At 66.0% G+C, this 21308-nt stretch carries 20 protein-coding genes; 9 read left to right on the plus strand and 11 right to left on the minus strand.

Annotation, left to right across the window (positions count from 1 at the left end; translation table 11 throughout):
* Positions 1-95 precede the first annotated feature (95 nt).
* On the minus strand, positions 96-1571 hold the full coding sequence (gene zwf / locus DIE06_RS05870; RefSeq protein WP_124660569.1) for a glucose-6-phosphate dehydrogenase: 1476 nt from the start codon (positions 1569-1571) through the stop codon (positions 96-98).
* A 204-nt stretch (positions 1572-1775) separates the two neighbouring features.
* Here zwf and DIE06_RS05875 point away from each other — a divergent pair, with 204 nt between their 5' ends.
* Positions 1776-2354, plus strand: coding sequence for a TetR/AcrR family transcriptional regulator (locus tag DIE06_RS05875; RefSeq protein ID WP_124660570.1), 579 nt, complete (start codon positions 1776-1778; stop codon positions 2352-2354).
* Positions 2355-2540: 186 nt separating this feature from the next.
* Positions 2541-3410, plus strand: coding sequence for an SDR family NAD(P)-dependent oxidoreductase (locus DIE06_RS05880; RefSeq protein ID WP_124660571.1), 870 nt, complete (start codon positions 2541-2543; stop codon positions 3408-3410).
* 168 nt (positions 3411-3578) lie between these two features.
* Here DIE06_RS05880 and DIE06_RS05885 read toward each other — a convergent pair whose 3' ends face one another.
* From DIE06_RS05885 to DIE06_RS05895, 3 genes are all read right to left on the minus strand, one after another.
* Positions 3579-4157 (minus strand): peroxidase-related enzyme, encoded by a 579-nt coding sequence (locus tag DIE06_RS05885; RefSeq protein ID WP_124660572.1) that lies wholly within the window; start codon positions 4155-4157, stop codon positions 3579-3581.
* Positions 4158-4242: 85 nt separating this feature from the next.
* Positions 4243-5226 (minus strand): MDR family oxidoreductase, encoded by a 984-nt coding sequence (locus DIE06_RS05890; RefSeq protein WP_124660573.1) that lies wholly within the window; start codon positions 5224-5226, stop codon positions 4243-4245.
* A 45-nt stretch (positions 5227-5271) separates the two neighbouring features.
* Positions 5272-5910, minus strand: a complete 639-nt coding sequence (locus DIE06_RS05895; RefSeq protein ID WP_124660574.1) for a TetR/AcrR family transcriptional regulator — start codon at positions 5908-5910, stop codon at positions 5272-5274.
* Positions 5911-6139: 229 nt separating this feature from the next.
* On the opposite strand from DIE06_RS05895, the gene DIE06_RS05900 reads away from it, so the two are divergent.
* Together DIE06_RS05900 and DIE06_RS05905 are read left to right on the plus strand one after the other, a co-directional pair.
* Positions 6140-7330, plus strand: a complete 1191-nt coding sequence (locus DIE06_RS05900) for a M20 aminoacylase family protein (protein ID WP_124660575.1) — start codon at positions 6140-6142, stop codon at positions 7328-7330.
* Between the two features lie 56 nt (positions 7331-7386).
* Positions 7387-8718, plus strand: a complete 1332-nt coding sequence (locus DIE06_RS05905) for an MFS transporter (protein WP_124660576.1) — start codon at positions 7387-7389, stop codon at positions 8716-8718.
* A 35-nt stretch (positions 8719-8753) separates the two neighbouring features.
* Here DIE06_RS05905 and DIE06_RS05910 read toward each other — a convergent pair whose 3' ends face one another.
* Positions 8754-9674 carry a LysR family transcriptional regulator gene (locus DIE06_RS05910; RefSeq protein ID WP_124660577.1) on the minus strand — a complete coding sequence of 307 codons (921 nt, stop codon included), beginning with the start codon at positions 9672-9674 and terminating at the stop codon, positions 8754-8756.
* A gap of 136 nt (positions 9675-9810) precedes the next feature.
* On the opposite strand from DIE06_RS05910, the gene DIE06_RS05915 reads away from it, so the two are divergent.
* Together DIE06_RS05915 and DIE06_RS05920 are read left to right on the plus strand one after the other, a co-directional pair.
* Positions 9811-10593, plus strand: a complete 783-nt coding sequence (locus DIE06_RS05915; protein ID WP_124660578.1) for a transporter substrate-binding domain-containing protein — start codon at positions 9811-9813, stop codon at positions 10591-10593.
* Positions 10594-10636: 43 nt separating this feature from the next.
* Positions 10637-11752: a succinylglutamate desuccinylase/aspartoacylase family protein gene (locus DIE06_RS05920; protein WP_124660579.1), complete on the plus strand. Its 1116-nt coding sequence runs from the start codon at positions 10637-10639 to the stop codon at positions 11750-11752.
* A gap of 261 nt (positions 11753-12013) precedes the next feature.
* Here the strand turns inward: DIE06_RS05920 and DIE06_RS05925 are convergent, their stop codons facing one another.
* A complete protein-coding gene (locus DIE06_RS05925; protein ID WP_059508612.1) occupies positions 12014-12802 on the minus strand; it encodes an IclR family transcriptional regulator in 789 nt (262 codons plus the stop codon).
* A 227-nt stretch (positions 12803-13029) separates the two neighbouring features.
* Here DIE06_RS05925 and pcaF point away from each other — a divergent pair, with 227 nt between their 5' ends.
* Positions 13030-14232, plus strand: a complete 1203-nt coding sequence (pcaF, locus tag DIE06_RS05930) for a 3-oxoadipyl-CoA thiolase (protein ID WP_124660581.1) — start codon at positions 13030-13032, stop codon at positions 14230-14232.
* 101 nt (positions 14233-14333) lie between these two features.
* Here the strand turns inward: pcaF and DIE06_RS05935 are convergent, their stop codons facing one another.
* Positions 14334-14846 carry a DUF523 domain-containing protein gene (locus DIE06_RS05935; RefSeq protein WP_409364487.1) on the minus strand — a complete coding sequence of 171 codons (513 nt, stop codon included), beginning with the start codon at positions 14844-14846 and terminating at the stop codon, positions 14334-14336.
* A 448-nt stretch (positions 14847-15294) separates the two neighbouring features.
* On the opposite strand from DIE06_RS05935, the gene DIE06_RS05940 reads away from it, so the two are divergent.
* Positions 15295-16839, plus strand: coding sequence for a PAS domain-containing methyl-accepting chemotaxis protein (locus tag DIE06_RS05940; RefSeq protein WP_124660583.1), 1545 nt, complete (start codon positions 15295-15297; stop codon positions 16837-16839).
* A gap of 403 nt (positions 16840-17242) precedes the next feature.
* Positions 17243-18787 carry a PAS domain-containing methyl-accepting chemotaxis protein gene (locus DIE06_RS05945; RefSeq protein ID WP_124660584.1) on the plus strand — a complete coding sequence of 515 codons (1545 nt, stop codon included), beginning with the start codon at positions 17243-17245 and terminating at the stop codon, positions 18785-18787.
* A 61-nt stretch (positions 18788-18848) separates the two neighbouring features.
* On the opposite strand, the gene DIE06_RS05950 is transcribed toward DIE06_RS05945, so the two are convergent.
* From DIE06_RS05950 to DIE06_RS05965, 4 genes are read right to left on the minus strand one after another with little or no spacing between them, the layout of a single operon-like run.
* A complete protein-coding gene (locus DIE06_RS05950; protein WP_124660585.1) occupies positions 18849-19295 on the minus strand; it encodes a hypothetical protein in 447 nt (148 codons plus the stop codon).
* 25 nt (positions 19296-19320) lie between these two features.
* Positions 19321-19779: a hypothetical protein gene (locus tag DIE06_RS05955; protein WP_260433541.1), complete on the minus strand. Its 459-nt coding sequence runs from the start codon at positions 19777-19779 to the stop codon at positions 19321-19323.
* On the minus strand, positions 19772-20419 hold the full coding sequence (locus DIE06_RS05960) for a M35 family metallo-endopeptidase (RefSeq protein WP_124660586.1): 648 nt from the start codon (positions 20417-20419) through the stop codon (positions 19772-19774). The genes DIE06_RS05955 and DIE06_RS05960 overlap by 8 nt, the downstream gene beginning before the upstream one ends.
* Before the next feature lie 4 nt (positions 20420-20423).
* Positions 20424-21041, minus strand: coding sequence for a PAAR domain-containing protein (locus DIE06_RS05965; protein ID WP_311767618.1), 618 nt, complete (start codon positions 21039-21041; stop codon positions 20424-20426).
* Between the last annotated feature and the right edge of the window lie 267 nt (positions 21042-21308).

A 21308-nucleotide genomic window follows, 5' to 3' on the forward strand; every position in this document is an offset into this window, starting at 1 on the left:
GCGGGTGGCCGGTGGTGGGCGACCGGCGGCGGGCACCCGGTGTGACCCGGCGTGCCGCACGGCGCTTGCGCCGCGGGCACGCCTTCGTGCAGGGGTTACGCTTCCTCGGACCACGACATGTTGTCGCGCGCCAGCAGCGCCGACGATGCCGCCGGCCCGAACGTGCCCGCGGTGTACAGGCGCGGGCGATCGCCGAGTTGCTTCCAGCCGTCGAGGATCGGCTCGACCCACGACCACGCGGCCTCGAGCTCGTCGCGGCGCATGAAGTGCGTAAGGCGTCCGCGGATCACGTCGATCAGCAGCCGTTCGTACGCTTCCGCGCGTCGTTCCGGAATCGCCTGCTGCAGGTCGAGGTTCAGGCTTACGGGCACCATCTTCATTCCGCTGCCCGGCTCCTTCGCGAGCATCTGCAGCTGGATCGACTCCTCCGGCTGGAGCTGGATCACGAGGCGGTTGCTGTAGTGGCGCGGGCCGGTCGGGATGATCGAGAACGGCATGTCGGCGAACTCGATCACGATTTCCGACTGGCGGCGCTGCAGCCGCTTGCCGGTGCGCAGGAAGAACGGCACGTTCGCCCAGCGCCAGTTGTTGATGTGCGCGCGCAGCGCGACGAAGGTTTCCGCGTGGCTGTCCGCCGGCACGTTGTCTTCCTCGAGATAGCCCTTGACCGGCTGGCCGTCGACCGCGCCGGCCGTGTACTGGCCGCGCACCGTGTCGCGCGCGACGTCCGACAGCGCCATCGGCCGCAGCGAGCGCAGCACCTTCAGCTTCTCGTCGCGCACGGCGTCCGGGTCGAGCGACACCGGCGGCTCCATCGCGACGATGCACAGCAGCTGCAGCAGGTGGTTCTGCACCATGTCGCGCAGCGCGCCGGTATGGTCGTAGAAGCCCGCGCGGCTGCCGACGCCGACCGTCTCCGCCACCGTGATCTGCACGCTGCGGATGCTCGGCGCCTGCCACAACGGCCCGAAGATCGGGTTGCCGAAGCGCAGCACCATCAGGTTCTGCACGGTTTCCTTGCCGAGGTAATGGTCGATCCGGTAGATCTGCGATTCCGCGAAATGCTTGCCGACCGCATCGTTGATCGCCTTCGCCGACGCGAGATCGTGGCCGAGCGGCTTTTCGAGCACGACGCGCGAGCGCGCGTCGACGAGGTGCGCGGCCGACAGGTTGTCGCAGATCGTCGTGAACAGCTCCGGCGACGTCGACAGGTAGAACACCCGGATCGCGTCGCCGCGCGCCGCTTCGGCGAGGCGCGCGTAGTCTTCCGGCGCGCTCACGTCGATCAGCACGTACTTGAACAGGTCGAGGAAACGCGCCCATGCGTCGGCGTCGAACGCCTTGTCGTCGATGAACGGGCGCGACTGCTCGTCCATGAACTTGCGGTAGCCGTCGATGCCCCAGTCGCGGCGGCCGACCGCGATGATGCGGGTCTCCGGCGGCAGGTTGCAGTGCAGGTGCGCCATGTACAGCGCGGGCAACAGCTTGCGGGCGGCCAGGTCGCCGCCGCCGCCGAAGATGATCATGTCGACGGGCTGGTCGGCTTCGGTCTGGTTGGGCTTATTCGTCATGAGTGGTTCGCGGTCTGAAGCAGGGTAAGCGTGGAACGAACGTCGAAGCGCCGGGCGCCGGTGCGTTGGCGCGCCAGTACGTGAAAACGCTAATAGTGCACGCTTTTGATCGATTGCGTACGGGTTCCCGCGTATGTAACAGGACTTGCATTCCGTACGGCCGCATGTTTATGATTGAGCGCTCACTCATTAAAGGAATCCAACGTGGCCCGACCGCGCAGCCCCGACAAGCACGACGCCATCCTCGCCGCCGCCGCCCGCGCGCTCGCGGAGGACGGTGCGGGCGCGACCACCGCGCGCATCGCGCGGCTCGCCGGCGTCGCGGAAGGCACGGTGTTCACCTATTTCGAGACCAAGGATGCACTGCTGAACGCGCTGTACCTGAGCCTGAAGGCCGCGATGCGCGAAGCAATGATGACCGGGTTTCCGGAGCACGCGCCGGCCGAACAGGCGATGCGGTATGCGTGGAACGGCTATGTGTCGTGGGGCGTCGCGAATCCGGACGGGCGGCGCGCGCTGCGGCAGCTGGGCGTGAGCGGCCGCATCGACGAAGCGCATCGGGCGGCCGGCGCCGAAGGGTTCGGTTCGGTGCATGCGCTGCTGCGGGAGCACGCCGCCGCGTCTGGCGGGCTGGAGGCCGGCGACGCGCATGCGTTCTGCGCGGCGCTGTTCACGTCGATCGCGGAAACGGCGATGGAGTCGATCGCGCGCGAGCCGGCACTGGCCGATGCGTATCGGGAGGCCGGATTTCGCGCGTTGTGGGCCGTGCTGCATGCGGTGTGAGCCGGGGCCGGCGTAACGGTCAGCTGGAGGCGGGGAGCGGCGGCGCGTCCGGTTCGGACGCCGCCGCGACCACGGAAGGCGGTTTCAGGCAGGGCGAGGCATGACGAACACGGTCATTTCCTCGCTTATATTAATGAGTGAGTAATCATTCATTTTTGTGGTTTCAACTTTCTCGAGGAGTGGAAAATGTCGAAAGTCTGGCTGGTGACAGGGGCTGCACGCGGTTTGGGGCGCGCCATCTCGGAAGCGGTGCTGGCGGCGGGCGACCGGCTGGTGGCCGGTGCGCGCGATCCCGCTCGGCTCGCGGATCTGAAAGAACAGTACGGCGACCGCTTGCTGCCGGTCGAGCTCGATGTGACCGACGAAGCGGCGGCCGCACACGCGGTGGCGGCTGCCCTCGATGCGTTCGGCCGTCTCGACGTGCTGGTGAACAACGCGGGCTACGGTCATTCGGCGCCGTTCGAGCAGATGGGCGCCGACGACTTCCGCGACCAGATCGAAACGAACCTGTTCGGCGTGGTCAACCTGACGCGCGCGGTGCTGCCGACGATGCGCGCGCAGCGCGCGGGCCACATCTTCCAGGTGTCGTCGGTCGGCGGCCGCACGTCGACGCCCGGCCTGTCCGCGTACCAGGCCGCGAAGTGGGCGGTTGGAGGATTCAGCGACGTGCTGTCGAAGGAAGTCGCGCCGTTCGGCGTGCGCGTATGCACGCTGGAGCCGGGCGGGATGCGCACCGAATGGGCCGCGCAGGCGAAGCGCGACGTCGACGGCCTGCTGCCCGACTATCAACCGTCGGTCGGGAAGATTCTCGAGCTGCTCGGCGCGTACGGCGGCCACGAGGTCGGCGATCCCGCACGGATCGCGGCGCTGATCGTCGAGCTGTCGCGTCGAGACGACGTGCCGATGCGCCTGCTGCTCGGCGGCGATGCGTTGTTCGTGTGCGAGCAGGCGGAAACGCAGCGTGCGGAAGAGGCGGCGCGGTGGCGCGATGCGACGCTGTCGACGATGTTCCCGGACGCGAAGCTGCCGGACGGGCTGCAGGCGTTGAAGAAGTAAGTGAGCGCTGACCGTCGCCCGCTTGCCGGCGATGCAGGTCGAGCGGCAGGTCGCGGGGGGACGGCGCCCGCTTGCCGGTAGCGGCCGGCAAGCGCCCGTGCGATCGACGGTGTCTTTTACCGGCGCCGATAGCGCGGCCACGTGCCGCCTGCGTGACCGCGCTGCCCTTCAACGCCCCAGCGCGTAGAACTCCGCGTTGGGCCGCATGTTCGTCACGTTCGCGATGCGATTGGACATCCCGAAGAACGCCGAGATCGCCGCGATGTCCCAGACGTCATCCTCGGTGAAGCCATGCGACTTCAGCGTATCGAAATCCGCTTCGCCCACCTGATGCGCGGTCTGCGAAACCTTCATCGCGAAGTCGAGCATCGCCTTCTGCCGCACGGTGATGTCGGCCTTGCGATAGTTGGTCGCGACCTGGTCGGCGATCAGCGGATCCTTCGCGCGAATGCGCAGGATCGCGCCATGCGCGATCACGCAGTACTGGCACTGGTTCACGGCGCTGGTGGCCACGACGATCATTTCCCGTTCGGCCTTGGTGAGATTGCCCGGCTTGTCCATCAGCGCGTCGTGGTACGCCATGAACGCGCGAAACTCGTCCGGGCGATGCGCGAGCGTGAGGAACACGTTCGGGATGAAGCCCGACTTTTCCTGGACGGTCGCGATCCGTTCGCGGATGTCGTCGGGCAGGTCTTCGAGCGCCGGTACCGGAAAGCGGCTGACGGGCGCGTGGTCTGCAGCGGTCATGAGGTCTCCTGGATAAAGTGGCACGGGCGAACGCGATGCGCGCGCCGCCGGCCGGAAATGAAACGACGGGTTGCCGTTGCCGGCGTCATGCGTTGACGTCCACGACGATGCGGCCGCGCACCTTCCCGCCGATCAGTTCCTCGGCGAGCGGGATGGCGTTGCCCAGGCCGACCTGATGACTGATCGCGCCCAGCTTCGCCACGTCGAGATCGGATGCGAGCCGGCGCCATGCGTCCAGCCGTTCGGCGCGCGGGCACATCACGCTGTCGATGCCGACCAGCGTCACGCCCCGAAGGATGAACGGCGCGACGGTGGCGGGGAAGTCCATGCCGGCGGCCAGGCCGCAGGCCGTCACCACGCCACGGTAGCGCGTGGTCGCACAGACGTTGGCGAGCACGTGGCTGCCCGCGACGTCGACCGCGCCGGCCCAGCGTTCCTTGCCGAGCGGCTTGCCGGGTGCACTGAATTGCGACCGGTCGAGGATCTCCGCCGCGCCGAGCTGCCGCAGGTAGTCGGCATCGGCCGGGCGGCCGGTCACGGCGACGACGCGATACCCGAGCCGCGCGAGGAGGGCGGTGGCGACGCTGCCGACGCCGCCTGCCGCGCCGGTCACCACGATCTCGCCGTCGTCCGGGCGCACGCCATGCCGTTCCAGCGCCATCACGCACAGCATCGCGGTGTAGCCGGCCGTGCCGATGGCCATCGCCTGTTGCGGCGAAAACGCGGACGGCAGCGGCACCAGCCAGTCGCCGTCGACGCGCGCCTTCTGGGCCAGGCCGCCCCAGTGCGTCTCGCCGACGCCCCAGCCGTTGAGCACGACGCGATCGCCTGCGCGGTAATCCGGATGCGTGCTGTGCTCGACTTCGCCGACGAGGTCGATGCCCGGCACCATCGGAAACTTGCGGACCACGGGGCTCTTGCCGGTGATCGCCAGCCCGTCCTTGTAGTTCAACGTCGAATAGCCGACCCGGATCGTCACGTTGCCCGCAGGCAGCTGCGTGTCGTCCAGCGTCTGCAGACGCGCGTGCTGGCCGGTTTCGTCCTTGTCGATCACGATGCCCTGGAACATCCGTCCTCCTTTCTAGACCGATCGTCTAGTTAATGGTAAAAAAACTCAGCGGCGAGGCAGTCCATCGAAGAAAAACTGCGCGAACAGCGCGAGCGGCGCGTCGCTGCGTTCGAGCTTCGCGCGCAGCACGGCGCCTTCCCAGCCGATCCAGAAAAACGCGGCCAGCTCGGCAGGGTCGGCCGAGGCCGCCAGTTCGCCGGCCTGCTGCGCGGCGACCAGGCAGTCGGCCAGCCGGCGTTGCCAGTCCTCGAACGTTGCACGCAGACGCGCGCGGAAACTTTCGGGCAGCGCGCCCATTTCCTGGCCGAGGTTGCCGATCAGGCAGCCGCGGCCGTATTCGTAACGCGCCATGCCGTCGCGCGCATCGTCGACGAACGCGCGCACGCGCGCCAGCGGCGACTGTTCGGTCTGGCTGAAATGGCGGTCCAGCTTGCGCGCGAAGAACTCGGCGTAGCGATCGATCAGCTCGAGGCCGAACGCTTCCTTGTTGTCGAAGTAGTGATAGAACGAGCCCTTCGGCACACCGGCGCGCCCGAGGATCTCGTCGAGTCCGGTGGCGGAAAAGCCCTTTTCGGTGAGCACTTCCAGCCCGGTGCGCAACAGCATGTCCCGCGTCGCGACGAGGTCGTCGTGCTGTTTCGGTGGCCTGCCGCGGCGGCGAGGCGGATCAGTTCGAACGTCCATGCGCGAATAATAGACCGTTCGTCTCAAAAATCAATGGCGCGTGTGCCGGGCGAGTTGGGCGAGCACACGCCGTCGATCTTTGCCCGTACTAACCCTGATTAACAAAGCTTATCGCGGTGAAAAATTCCGCATCTTATTGAACCGTTTTCGGCTCGCTATAGTGGCTCGCTTTCCCGCACGCAACCATCCGCGTGCGGCTGACACGCTGACGATCAGCAGGAGCCGCTTGATGACCACCGACGTCCGATTCACCGAAATCGAGGATCTGATGCCCGCCGCGGGCGGGCTGCGCGAGATCCGCCATCACATTCACCACCACCCGGAACTCGCGTACGAGGAGCACGAAACGGCCGCGCTTGTCGCGGACAAACTCGAGCAATGGGGCTGGCGGGTGACGTGCGGGGTCGGCAAGACAGGGGTCGTCGGCACGCTGCGGGTCGGTGACGGCAAGCGCAGCATCGGCATCCGCGCCGACATGGACGCGCTGCCGATCCTCGAGGCGACCGGCCTGCCGTATGCGAGCGGCACGCACGGCAAGATGCACGCGTGCGGACACGACGGCCACACGACGATGCTGCTCGGCGCCGCCCAACACCTCGCGAAGACGCGCAACTTCTCCGGCACCGTGCACCTGTATTTCCAGCCGGCGGAAGAGCACGGCGTCGACAGCGGCGCGAAGAAGATGATCGACGACGGCCTGTTCGAGCGCTTTCCGTGCGATGCGGTGTTCGGCATGCACAACCATCCGGGCGCGGCGCCCGGCGTGTTCCTCACGCGGCGCGGCCCGTTCATGTCGGCCGGCGACAAGGCGATCATCTCGATCGAGGGCGTCGGCGGCCACGCGGCGCGGCCGCACCTGACGGTCGACCCGGTGGTGGTCGCGGCGAGCATCGTGATGGCGCTGCAGACGATCGTCGCGCGCAACGTCGATCCGTCGCAGCCGGCGGTCGTCACGGTGGGCTCGATGCACGCCGGCACCGCGAACAACGTGATCCCGAACGGCGCGCGCCTCGAACTCAGCGTGCGGTCGTTCAGCCCCGACGTGCGCGCGCTGCTCAAGCGCCGCATCGTCGAGCTCGCCGAGTCGCAGGCCGCGAGCTATGGCGCGACCGCGCACGTCGAGTACATCGAAGGATATCCGGTCGTCGTCAATACGGATGCCGAAACGGATTTCGCCGCGCAGGTCGCGCGCGAGCTGGTCGGCGACGCGCACGTCGTCGAGCAGGCCGACCTGCTGATGGGCAGCGAGGATTTCGCGTTCATGCTGCAGCAGCGGCCCGGCTCGTTCGTGCGGCTCGGCAACGGCGAAGGCGAGGACGGCTGCATGGTGCACAACCCGAAGTACGACTTCAACGATCGCAACCTGCCGATCGGCGCGGCGTTCTGGACGCGTCTCGTGGAGCGCTACCTCGGGCAGTAACCCCCGCAGCGGCGCGCGGCCGGCGCTTCCGGCCGTATTGAGAGGAGATACGAACGATGCAGAAAGACCATCTCGCGCTGCACCCCGCGTCGACGGAGGCCGCCGAAACCGATACGCGCGCCGCGCCGGCCGTCACGAAGCGCGGCGCGATCGCGGCGGCCGTGATCGGCAACTGGCTGGAGTTCTTCGACTTCACCGTGTACGGCTTTTTCGCGGTGCTGATCGGCAAGCTGTTCTTCCCGTCGAGCGACCCGACCACGTCGCTGCTGCTGTCGGTGGCGACGTTCGCCGCCGGCTTCTTCACGCGGCCGCTCGGCAGCGTCGTGCTCGGCGTCTACGCGGACCGCAAGGGCCGCAAGGCCGCGCTGAACCTGACGATCATGCTGATGGCGCTCGGCACCGGCCTGATCGCGATCGCGCCGACCTACGCGCAGGCCGGCGTGGCCGCGCCGATCCTGGTCGTCTGCGCGCGGCTGATGCAGGGCTTCTCGCAGGGCGGCGAGTTCGGCGCGGCGACGTCCACGCTGATCGAGCAGGGCGGCACGTCGCACCGTGCGTTCCGCGCGAGCTGGCAGCTCGCGACGCAGGGCGGCGCGGCGCTGATGGGTTCGGGCTTCGCGGCGCTGCTGTCGAACACGCTGACGAAGGATGCCCTCGAGGGCTGGGGCTGGCGCCTGCCGTTCCTCGTGGGCGTGCTGATCGCGCCGGTCGGCATGGTCTTGCGCCGCCGGCTCGCGGACGATGCGCCCGGCGACAGCCATCACGGGATCGAACGCGGCGTGCTGCGCGAGCTGTTCTCGCGGCACACGCGCACGGTGCTGCTGTTGATGCTGACGGTGATGGGCGGCACGGTGTCGACCTACATCCTGACCTTCTACATGCCGACCTATGCGATCCATACACTCGGTCTGCCGATGAAGCTGTCGATGTTCGTCGGCGTCGCGTCGGGCTGCGTGATGCTGGCGACGTGCCCGCTGTTCGGCTGGCTGTCGGACCGCCTCGGCAGCCGCCGCATGCCGATCTTCGTCGGGCGCGGCGTGCTCGTGCTGCTGCTGTTCCCGGCGTTCTGGCTGATGAACCATCATCCGACGTTGTCGGTGATCCTGCCGCTGACCGCGCTGATGCTGCTGTTCTATTCGCTCGGGTCGGCATCGGAAATGGCGCTGATGTGCGAGTCGCTGCCGCGCCATGTGCGTGCGACCGGCATCTCGATCGCCTATGCGCTCGCGGTGACGATTTTCGGCGGCACCGCGCAACTGATCGCGACCTGGCTCGTGAAGACGACGGGCAGCAAGCTCGCGCCGGCCGGCTACGTGGCCGCCTGCGTGGTGCTGTCGCTGATCGCGGTCGCGATGCTGCGCGAGACGGCGCGCGAGTCGATGGACTGACGCGCCGAGGCGCGGCGTGGTGCTCCGTGCCCGGGTTACCGCCCGCGCACGGTCCTCAGGTACGACGCGAGCATCGTCGCCAGTTCCTGCGCGGCCGGCGTCAACGGCACGGCCGCGCGTTGCAGCAGGCAGACGTCCTGCGATTCCGCCTGCTCGCGCACCGGCACCTTCGCGAGCGCGCCCGCGAACGGCCCGTGCCGCGTCACGGCTTCGGATTCGAGCGCGAGGCAATCGGTCTGCGTGACGAGTTGCAGCGTCTCGAACATCCCTTCGACGGTCGCGATGATCTTCGGCGCCGGCTGGCCGTGCGCGTCGAAATACGCGAGCAGCCGGTTGACGACCGGATCGGCGCTCAGGTTCGGCGAGCGCGTCGACACCCACGCGTAGTCGGCCAGTTCGGCAAGCGATTGCGCGTGCTGCCGCGGATGGCCGCCGCGGCACACGACCACCGGCGCCGATGCATGCAGAGGCGTGACCGCGAGAGCGGTCGTGTCGGTTTGCTTCGCGACGAGTGCGATCGCGAAATCCACCGCGTTTTCGCGCAGCCAGCCGATCATCATCCGCGACGTGCCGGTGCGCAGGTGCACGTCGACCTTCGGGAAGCGCGCGCGGAACGCGGTCAGCACCGGTGCGAACGCATCGATCAGCGGTTCGGTCACGAGGCCCAGCGTGACAGTGCCTTCGTACGCGCCGCTCAGCTGGCGGATCTCGTGCTCGACCTGCTCGCATTCGCCGAGGATCGCCCCCGAGCGTGCGAGCAGCCGCTGGCCGACGGCCGTCGGCACGATCCCGCGATTGGTGCGCGTGAACAGCGTCGCGCCGAGCGTCGTCTCGAGGCTCTGGAGCTGCTGGGTGACACCGCTCTGTGCGAGATCGAGCGCGCGTGCGGCTGCGCGCAGGCTGCCGTGTTCGACGACGGCCTGGAAGATGCGGAGCTGGGACAGCGTGAACGCCATGGTCGAGCGCGAAGCCGGTGATCGAAAATACTGATCATGATAAGACAGCGGGCAATTCCGGCGGCGACGCGCGCGCACTACGATCGCAGGCAGTCCGGCCCATGCCGTTTGTCCCACTTTCCGCCTATCGTCGACCATGAAACGCTTCCGCCGCTTCTTCGTTCCGCTGGTTTCCCTGTGCATCGGCTTCGCGGCGACGTCCGCGCATGCGCTCGACGCGCACGTGGTGCGCTTGGGTATCGATCCGACCTATCCGCCGATGGACGCGAAGGCGCCCGACGGCAGCCTGAAGGGCTTCGACGTCGATCTCGGCAACGAGATCTGCCGCCGTGCGCAACTGCGTTGCCAGTGGGTCGAGCTCGAATTCTCCGGGATGATTCCGGCGCTTCAGGCGCGCAAGATCGACGCGATCCTGTCGTCGATGGCGATCACCGAGAAGCGCGAGAAGCAGATCCTGTTTTCGTCGAAGCTGTTCCGCTTCAAGTCGCGGCTCGTCGCGCGGCCCGAGCGCGGGCTCGGCAGCACCGCCGCGTCGCTGGCCGGCAAGCGCGTCGGCGTGCAGTCGGGCACGCAGTTCGAATCGTGGGCGCTCGCGCACTGGGCGCCCGCCGGCGTCGGCGTGGTGCCGTACAAGAGTCAGGACGACGTGTTCGCCGATCTCGTCAACGGCCGGCTCGACGCCGCGCTGCTCGGCACGGTGGAAGCCGACTACGGCTTCCTGCGCCAGCCGAAGGGCAAGGGCTTCGCGTTCGTCGGCGCGCCGCTCGACCTGGGCGATCGCGGCGTCGGCATCGGGATGCGCCAGTCGGACACGGCGCTCAAGGCGTCGATCGACGGCGCGATCGCGTCGATGCTGAAGGACGGCACGTACGACCGCATCGCGAAGCGGTACTTCGATTTCAACCCGTACGGCGACTGAGCCGCGCGCCCCGTTTCCCCGCATTTTTCATTCGAGACCATCGATGCAGATTCGCACCACGCCGCTCCTGCCGCCGTCGATCGGCACGCAGCGCACGCTGACGAGCTTCCATTTCGGGCCGGCCGACGCCGGCCGCAAGATCTACCTGCAAGCCGCGCTGCACGCGGACGAGACGCCTGCGATGCTTGCCGCCGTCGCGCTCAAGCAGCGGCTCGCGCAACTCGACGCGGATGGCCGGCTCGCGGCCGAGATCGTGCTCGTGCCGGTCGCGAACCCGGTCGGACTCAATCAGCATCTGTTCGGGCAATTCATCGGGCGGTTCGATCTCGCGAGCGGGCGCAACTTCAATCGCGGCTTCCTGCCGCTCGCTGACATCGCCGCGCGGGCGCGCGACCGGCTCGGCGCGGACCCGGAGCGCAATCGCGCGATCGTGCGCGAATGCGTCGGCGCGGCACTCGACGAGATCGCGCCGCGCACCGAATTCGACGCGTTGCAGCTTGCGTTGCTGAAGCTGTCGCATGACGCCGACGTCGTGATCGACCTGCATTGCTCGCTCGAAGCGGTGATGCACGTGTACACGAGCGACACCGCGTGGCCGCAGGTCGAGCCGCTCGCGCGCTATCTCGGCGCCGAGGTGTCGCTGCTCGCCGAGGATTCCGGCGGCCACGCGTTCGACGATGCGCATCACCTGCTGTGGACGCAGTTGTGGCAGCATCTGCCGGAACGCGCGCCGATGGCGGCGGGCACGGTGGCCGTGACCGTCGAATGCCGCGGCCAGCGCGACGTGACGCACGAATACGCGGCGCGTGACGCCGATGCGCTCGTCGACTATCTGGTGTGGTGCGGCGCGGTGCGCGGCGAGCGCACGCCGCTGCCGCCGCTCGCCGCGCCGGCCACGCCGCTCGCGGGCAGCGAGCAGTTCTACGCGCCGGTGAGCGGGATTCTCGTGCACCGCGCGACGATCGGCGCGACGATTCGCGCCGGCGATCCGCTGTTCGACATCGTCGATCCGCTGACCGACGCGATCACGACGGTGTCGAGCGGCACCGACGGCGTGTTCTACATGCGCCGCGCGATCCGCTTCGTGACGGCCGGCGCGCCGCTCGGCCGCGTGACGGGCATGGTGCCGGTGCGCAAGGGCATGCTGCTCGGCGCGTGAGCAGCGGGTACGGTGTACGAGAGGCGCCGCGCAATTTCGTTCTCGTCAAATTGACCGGGCTGTGCCGCGTCACTAAATTGAGCGGTGCGGAGTTCGCTCCGCGTTCCGTGAGAAGGCGTTACAGCAGAGTCAGAGTTGAGCGGGCGGCCAGGTGCCGCCCGTCTTTTTATGCGTCAATTGTCGTATCGCCGACACGACAGTCGAAGCTGACGCCGCGGCGCGCCGGCTTTGGGGAAAACGTCCGGGCGCCGGCCCGCCCCCTTACCCGCGCCGCGCCACCAGTTCCGACACGGTCTGCGCGGCCTGCTGCAGCGGCCCGAGAAACTCCTTCACCATCTGCTTCGCGGTGTGCCGCTGCGCGTTGCCGCTGATGTTCATCGCGGCGATCACCTGCCCGCGCCGGTTGCGGATCGGCGCGGAGATCGACATCAAGCCCACTTCGAGTTCCTGGTCGACCACGGCCCAGCCTTGCTGGCGCACCTGCGCGATCGTCGCCTTCAGTTCCCCGATGTCGGTGATCGTGCGCGGCGTGTGTGCGCGGATGCCGCTCTGTGCGAGCGTTTCGTCGAGCGTCGCGTCGTCGAGCGCGGACAGCAGCACGCGCCCCATCGACGTGCAGTACGCGGGCAGGCGGCTGCCGATCGACAGGTTGATCGTCATGATCTTGTGGGTCGGCACGCGCAGCACGTAGACGATCTCGGTGCGGTCGAGCACGGCGGCCGAACAGCTTTCGTGGATCTGCGCGGACAACTGCTCCATCACCGGATCGGCGAGATTCCAGAACGGCATCGACGTGAGATACGCGAAACCGAGCTCGAGGATCTTTGGCGTGAGCCGGAACAGCCGGCCGTCGGCCTCGACGTAGCCGAGCGTCTGCAGCGTCAGCAGGATCCGGCGTGCGCCGGCGCGCGTAAGCCCGGTGGCCGAGGCGACCTCGGTGAGCGTCTGCTCCGGGCGCTGGGCGTCGAACGCGCGGATCACTGCGAGGCCGCGCGCGAACGACTGCACATAGGAGTCGCCCGGTTTCGTCTGGATGTCTTCGGTTGTCATGAACGGTCGGATTGTCGTGCAGCCGAGAAGATAGCGCATGGGGCCTGACACGCCAACCGCGCCGCGGACCGGGCGCTTGACAGGTCGTCCCCGCACTCCCTATGATGCGTTGAACGTTCGATACACGATCTTATGTTCGTATATAGAACATTTAAGCGCATCCCGGCGGGCAATGCAAGGGGCGCGTTTCAAACACTTCCCAGCCTTGCATGAGACCGGAGACACAAATGACCGAAGCTTTTCTGTGTGATGCGATCCGTACCCCGATCGGCCGTTACGGCGGCGCGCTGTCCGGCGTGCGCGCCGACGATCTCGGCGCGGTGCCGCTCAAGGCGCTCGTCGAGCGCAACCGCGACGTCGACTGGACGGCGATCGACGACGTGATCTACGGCTGCGCGAACCAGGCCGGCGAGGACAACCGCAACGTCGCGCGCATGTCCGCACTGCTCGCGGGCCTGCCGGAGGGCGTGCCGGGTTCGACGATCAACCGCCTGTGCGGTTCGGGGATGGACGCGGTCGGCGTGGCCGCGCGCGCGATCAAGTCGGGCGAGGCCGCGCTGATGGTGGCCGGCGGCGTCGAAAGCATGACGCGCGCGCCGTTCGTGATGGGCAAGGCTGCCAGCGCGTTCGCGCGCCAGGCCGACATCCACGATACGACGATCGGCTGGCGCTTCGTCAATCCGCTGATGAAACAACTGCATGGCGTCGATTCGATGCCCGAGACGGCCGAGAACGTCGCGGTCGACTACAACATCAGCCGCGCCGACCAGGACCTGTTCGCGCTGCGCAGTCAGCAGAAGGCCGCGCGTGCGCAGCAGGACGGCACGCTCGCCGAGGAAATCGTGTCGGTCACGATTCCGCAGAAGAAAGGCGATCCGGTCGTTTTTTCGCGTGACGAGCATCCGCGCGAAACGTCGCTCGAGACGCTCGCGAAGCTGAAGGGCGTCGTGCGTCCGGACGGCTCGGTGACGGCCGGCAACGCGTCGGGCGTCAACGACGGCGCCGCCGCGCTGCTGCTCGCGAACGAGGCCACCGCGAAGCGCTTCGGCCTGACGCCGCGTGCGCGCGTGCTCGGCATCGCGACGGCCGGCGTCGCGCCGCGCGTGATGGGCATCGGCCCGGCGCCCGCCACGCAGAAGCTGCTCGCGCGGCTCGGGATGACGATCGATCAGTTCGACGTGATCGAGCTGAACGAAGCGTTCGCGTCGCAAGGTCTCGCGGTGTTGCGCATGCTCGGCGTCGCCGACGACGATCCTCGCGTGAATCCGAACGGCGGCGCGATCGCGCTCGGTCATCCGCTCGGCGCGTCGGGCGCCCGGCTCGTGACGACCGCGATGTACCAGCTGCATCGCACCAACGGCCGCTTCGCGCTGTGCACGATGTGCATCGGCGTTGGCCAGGGCATCGCGATCGCGATCGAGCGCGTGTGATCGCGTGATGCGGTGAAGCGCGCGGAATGCGCGCGGCTTCATCGTGTTCCCGTTCCAGACGATGTGGCCGGCACGAGAAGCGCTTCGTGCCGGCCACATCGTCATTCGGCCGGCGAATATTGCGCGAGGCGTTGCGCGAGGCGCGCGGCGAGCGTGTCGATCTCGGTGTCCGCGAACACCTCGACGCCATGCTGGCGCAGCAACGCGGCCGTCACACCGGCGCCGGCATGCCGCCGGCCCGCAAAACTCCCGTCGTAAATGAAGCTGCTTCCGCAAGACGGACTCCCGTCCGCCAGGATCGCGAAGCGGCAGTCGTGCGCGCGTGCCAGCGCGAGCGCGGTCTGCGCGCCGTCGACGAACGGCGCCGTCACGTCGATTCCATGCACGTCGACGATGCGCGCGGCACCGGCCAGCACGCGTTGCCCCGATTCGCCGTCCGCGATTTCGGCGGGCGGACGCGGCACGCTCAATCCGCCTGCCAGCTCCGGACACACGGGCACCAGGCGCCCTTCGCGTTGCCATCGTGCGAGCGTTTCATGCGCGGCGGTCTTTGCCGAGCCGTTGTAACGGACGGGGTGACCGAGCACGCACATGCTGACGAGGATCTTCGGCATGGCCGGCGGTTGCGGTGCGTTCTGCAATGTCGTTCTCCGTCGTGTTTATCGCCGTCATGCGCGGCCAGCGCCGTATTCCGGGGGGGGCGATTCAAGTGGCGGGGGGGACTTTTTCAACGAATTCGAATGCCGGTTGAATGGATTTGATCAGGCTGAATTGTTTTGCTGTTTGCAACGATTGAGCGAACTGGTGTGTTTGCTGACATAAATTCGTCAAGCATCGGGCCGTATCCGCACAGAGTCGGACGCGATTATCGCGGGATTGCTTGATCGAAATCATGCCGATGAGCGAAATCGATATTTTATGCGTTTCCGGATTAAGGTTTTTCCGGAGGTTGCCGACAGCAGGAACGAGACCGTCGTAAAGCGATAAACCGTTTTTCGGCTACTGAGCGTGATTTCCGCGCCGCGCGGACCCCACATCCGGATCCGCCTTTCGGAGCCCTGCATGCGCAACAACCAGCCTGTCACCCAACAAGAATTCGAATTTCCCGACGACGTCACGCTGATGTCGACCACCGATGCCGACAGCATCATCACGTACGCGAACACGACGTTCGCGTACGTGAGCGGTTTCTCGACCGATGACCTCGTCGGCCAGCCGCACAACGTCGTGCGGCACCCGGACATGCCGAAAGAGGCGTTCGCCGACATGTGGGCGACGCTGAAGAGCGGCGAACCGTGGACCGCGCTCGTGAAGAACCGCCGCAAGAACGGCGACCACTACTGGGTGCGCGCGAACGCGGTGCCGGTGATGCGCAACGGCGCGCCGCACGGCTACATGTCGGTGCGCACCAAGGCGCCACGCGACGAGATCCCGGCCGCCGATGCGCTGTACCGCGCGTTCCGTGAAGGCAGGGCCGGCCAGCGCCGCTTCCACAAGGGATTGATCATCCGAACCGGGCTGCTGCGCATCGCGTCGCTGCCGCAGACGATGTCGGTGCGCGCGCGCGTTCAGTCGGCGCTGTGCGCGCTGGCGCTGGCTGTCGTCGGCGCTGGGTGGGCGTGCGGACTGACCGGCGGCGGGCTCGCGGCGTTTGCCGGGGCGGCGGCCGGCGTGTCGGTGGCCGCCGGGCTGTGGCTCGATGCGCAGATCGTGCGTCCGCTGAAACGGCTGCACGACCAGGCGCTGAACGTCGCGACCGGAGAAAGCCGCCGCGGCGTACGGATGGATCGCGTCGACGAGATCGGCATGACGCTGCGCACGATCAACCAGCTCGGGCTGATGTTCCGCTGGCTCGTCGACGACGTCAGCGAACAGGTGCACAACGTGCAGCGCGCGAGCAACGAGATCGCGCAAGGCAACAACGACCTGAGCGCACGCACCGAACAGGCCGCGTCGAGCGTGCAGGAAACCGCCGCGTCGATGGCCGAGATGACGGCCACGGTCGACAGCAATGCGGAGACCGCGCTGCAGGCGAACCGGCTCGCCGTGTCCGCGAGCGAAGCGGCCGAGCGCGGCGGGCAGGCGGTGAGCGAAGTCGTCACGACGATGAACGACATCACCGACAGCTCGCGCAGGATCGCCGACATCATCGGCGTGATCGACGGGATCGCATTTCAGACCAACATCCTCGCGCTGAACGCGGCGGTCGAAGCGGCGCGCGCGGGCGAACAGGGGCGCGGCTTCGCGGTGGTCGCCGGCGAGGTGCGGGCGCTCGCGCAGCGCAGCGCGAACGCCGCGAAGGAAATCAAGACGCTGATCGGCGCGAGCGTCGACCGGGTCGAGTCGGGCGCGCGGCGGGTCGACGATGCCGGCAGGACGATGGAGGACATCGTCACGCAGGTGAAGCGCGTGTCGGACCTGATCGCGGAGATCAGCTCGTCGACGGCCGAGCAGAGCACCGGGGTCGCGCAGGTCGACCAGGCGGTCGTGCATCTGGACAACATCACGCAGCAGAACGCCGCGCTGGTCGAGCAGAGCGCGGCGGCGTCGGAAAGCCTGAAGCAGCAGGCGACGCGACTGGTGGATGCGGTGAACGTGTTTCGGTAATCGGCGGGGGCGCGCGTTTGCGCGTCCCGTTCCGTTGCTGCGAGGCGAGGCGGCGAAATCTCCGATTTCCGATTCGGTTCGAATGGATTAAACGAGAAGGATTCGCATTCATGACGCCGGCGCTATCCGCCAAGCCCGTCGGGACGAATGCCTCGAATAATCAGGCGATTATGGTTCGGATATTTGATAAAACCGGATTTCTGATTCACATATAAACAAAGTGTTCGGCTAAATCAAGATGATGCGAAATTGATGCATATTTACCCGAAGCCGGCATAATGTTTTCGCCAAATCTGCCGAAAGCGCAGGAGTGTGATCGAACGCATGCGGGCGGACCGCGATGCGTACGGTCTCGATTCAATCCACAAGCGGACGCAAGATCCGCAACACGGAACTCCACACCATGCGCAATAACCAGCCTGTCACGCAACGCGAATTCGAATTTCCCGACGACGCGACGCTGATGTCGACCACCGACGCGGACAGTTACATCAAGTACGCGAATGCCGCGTTCATCCAGGTCAGCGGATTTTCTCCCGAGGAGATTGAAGGCCAGCCGCACAACGTCGTGCGGCACCCGGACATGCCGAAGGAGGCATTCGCCGACATGTGGGCGACGCTGAAGAACGGCGAACCGTGGACCGCGCTCGTGAAGAACCGTCGCAAGAACGGCGATCACTACTGGGTCCGTTCGAATACGGTGCCGGTGATGCGCAACGGGCAGCCGACGGGCTACATGTCGGTGCGCACCAAGGCGTCGCGCGACGAGATCGCGGTGGCCGACGCGCTGTACCGCGCGTTCCGCGAAGGCAAGGCTGGCCAGCGCCGTTTCCACAAGGGGCTGATCGTCCGTACCGGGTTGATGCGTGTCGCGTCGCTGTTCCAGACGATGTCGGTGCGCGCGCGCGTTCATTCGACGCTGTGCGTGCTCGCGCCGGCCGTCGTCGGCGCGGGGTGGGCGTGCGGACTGACCGGCGGCGGGCTCGCGGCGTTTGCCGGGGCGGCGGCCGGCGTGTCGGTGGCCGCCGGGCTGTGGCTCGATGCGCAGATCGTGCGTCCGCTGATTCAGTTGCGCGACCAGGCGTTGCGCGTCGCCACCGGCGAGAGCCGCACCGGTGTGGCGATGAACCGGGTCGACGAGATCGGCATGACGTTGCGCACGATCAACCAGCTCGGGCTGATGTTCCGCTGGCTCGTCGACGACGTCAGCGAACAGGTGCATAACGTGCAGCGCGCGAGCAACGAGATCGCGCAGGGCAACAACGACCTGAGCGCGCGGACCGAACAGGCGTCGACCAGCGTGCAGCAGACGGCGGCGTCGATGGCCGAGATGACGGCCACCGTGTCGAGCAATGCGGAGACGGCGCTGCAGGCGAACCAGTTGTCGGTTTCGGCGAGCGAGGCGGCCGAGCGCGGCGGACAGGCGGTGAGCGAAGTCGTCACGACGATGAACGACATCACGGCGAGTTCGCGCAAGATTTCCGACATCATCGGCGTGATCGACGGGATTGCGTTCCAGACCAACATCCTCGCGCTGAACGCGGCGGTCGAAGCGGCGCGCGCGGGCGATCAGGGGCGCGGCTTCGCGGTGGTCGCGGGCGAGGTGCGGGCGCTCGCGCAGCGCAGCGCGAACGCCGCGAAGGAAATCAAGACGCTGATCGGCGCAAGTGTCGATCGGGTCGAGTCGGGCGCGCGGATCGTCGACGGCGCGGGCAAGACGATGGAGGACATCGTCACGCAGGTGAAGCGCGTGTCGGACCTGATCGCGGAGATCAGCTCGTCGACGGCCGAGCAGAGCACCGGGGTCGCGCAGGTCGACCAGGCGGTCGTGCATCTGGACAACATCACGCAGCAGAACGCCGCGCTGGTCGAGCAGAGCGCGGCGGCGTCGGAAAGCCTGAAGCAGCAGGCGACGCGACTGGTGGATGCGGTGAACGTGTTTCGGTGATGGGCGGGGCAGGAGGAAGGCGGCCCGCATTGCGCGGGCCGGTGTGGGGTGTCCTGCTACGTCATTGCGCCTTCGGTATGGGATTGAGGTTCGGGCAACCGTGGCCCGGGCATCCCGGACTGACGTTTACTTCGACGCCTCGCCCGGATTGGCCGAACTCGTCCGGCTTGAAAATTTTCCCCGCCAAGGCGCCTTTCTCGCCACGGATCGAATGCTGATCCAAGACAGCCATCACGTTCTCGGTCCGCCGCGCTGCAAGTTGTTGCGCGTCGCGTTCGGTTTGCTCGGCCAGTCCAATTAGCCATACCGTATCAATGATCGGGAAGCGCCTGTGCATGTCGCTTGACCATGCCGACAACCTCGACAGTTCAGCCGGAGAAATCGCACTCGAATCAGCATCGAAAACAATATCGATGTAACGGGCGGGCATGTTCGACGCGCCGTCACACGCGAACGCTGCATGTGCGCAGCTCAACGCGAGCGCGGCGGCGGTCAGGAACTTAGTCACCGTTGACAACGTACTCCCCGTTATGTCACTGCGCCTTCGGTATCGGGTTTAGGTTCGGGCAACAGTGATTAGGGCATCCTGGGCCGAATGTGATTTCGACACGCCGCCCTGTATCGTCAAATTCGCTCGCGGGAAACGGTAATTTGTAGATTCGCGCGATCATGGAATTTCGTTCGCCTCGAATCGAAAATTGATCTAACGCGGCCTTGACATTCGCAGCACGCTGGTGAGCAAGAGCTGTAGGCTTTCTCTCTGTCGGTTCCGCTAATCCAACGATCGACACCACATCGACAATGGGGAAGCGATCACGCATGTCGTTTGACCATACGGAGAGCTTCGCCAATTCGGCGGTAGATATGTCGCTTGAATTGTTGTCGAATCGCACATCAAAATCCCAACCGGGCATGTTCGACGGACCATCACATGCGAACGCCGTATGTGCGCAGCTCAATGCGAGCGTGATGGCAGCTATGAACTTAGTCAATGTCGATGACGTACCCCGCGATGCTGTCGGCGTTGTTGATTGCCAAGTCAGGGTTTGACCGTCCCCAACCGGGGAGCAACGGCGTAATCGTGTATTGGTCATCGGTTGACGACATCGTGTCGCGAAAATGAGTGGCTTCGTGAATGATAGTTGACACGTGCGAATCAGCGTTCGCTGTCCACGGGCGCATCGTGCAGAATCGCTCACTGATGGCGATGGTATGTGTTGCCGTGTCCGGCGCGCATACGTGGGCGGCTTCGTTTGTCGTTCCTCGTGGGTGAGGCATGCAACCCGTCGCAAGATCGCCAGCGCTGCCGCTTCGAACCACGTTGTTTTCGTTGAATGCGCGAACCACGGTAAGCACTTTCGTCAAGCCGGTGAGCAGATGCATACGTGTGCGTTCGTCGGTTCGACCGAACCACTTGAGAACCCGATCCCTGTCAATCTTCGACCACTTTTGCAAATCAGCAATGCGGATCGTCAATCGGTCAACCGCTCGCCCTTGCGCTACTGCAAAAGCCTTGCGGAATTCCGAGTTGGTCATGTTTTCGCAGATCGGACGCAAGTCAACATCCGCGAATGTCTGCGATCCCGCGATGGTGTTTGTGGTCGTCTCGGCGACGGTAGTTTGGTTTCCCATCTTTTCAATCCTCGATGACAAGCTTCAATGTCTGCGCGCGTTCGGTTTGCACGCGCACGGTGCAGCCGCGCCGATCACTAACGCCGGATGCAAGCACGTTCCCGGATCGATCCTTGATCCAATAGCGCACGTTGCTTAGCGGTTGCTTCGTCCTCACGTCGCGGATCACAAATTGATCGCTGTGAATGTCCGATGCCGGTACGTATCGAGCGGGTGTGAATGCCGAATATCCAGTGAAAGGGCTCCCCGAGCCATGGCCACCGTCTCCCCCAATGAAAAACGTGCAATCGTTGCCCGCGACTAGAAGGTTTTGCCCGCATGGACAAAGTACCGCGTCACCTTCCACGGCTACGGCCCGTCCGCTGCCGACAACGGATACAGCGCTTCCTGCTATCGGAAACATGCCCTCGCAATTTCCACATGTCGCTTTGTCGCCGTCCAAGGCAATGTGCTTGTTGTTCACGAATATGCTGGCTGTGCCCGCTATGACGGTTCCACCCGTCGTCGTTGCGTCGCCGTTCCTGATTGCTCGCCGGCTCATGGCAATGTCCTCAATCGAAGTTGGTGAAGGCCCAATCGGCTGACTCCGGGTCATAAATTGCGTATTGATTGATCGCGGCATCTTCAATGGCGATGGTCGGCGGCGTGCTCTTCTTATTTCATTGGCTCGGATATTTTGGATATGGACGAGCCATAACAGTGGCCGGGAAGATTTTCCTTGTATATAGGATAAGTACGACTTTTATTTTGGACTGCGACTGAAATTTAATATCATGGTGATCAGTGAGGTCGGGGTGAAGGGGGCGATCAGAACAAGGCGGCGTCTGAGAGACTGAAGCAGAAGGCGACACGGCTGGTGGCGGCGGTGAACATATTCTGCTGATTGCGG

The organism is Burkholderia sp. Bp8998, from assembly GCF_003854235.1.
Taxonomy (GTDB): Bacteria; Pseudomonadota; Gammaproteobacteria; order Burkholderiales; family Burkholderiaceae; genus Burkholderia.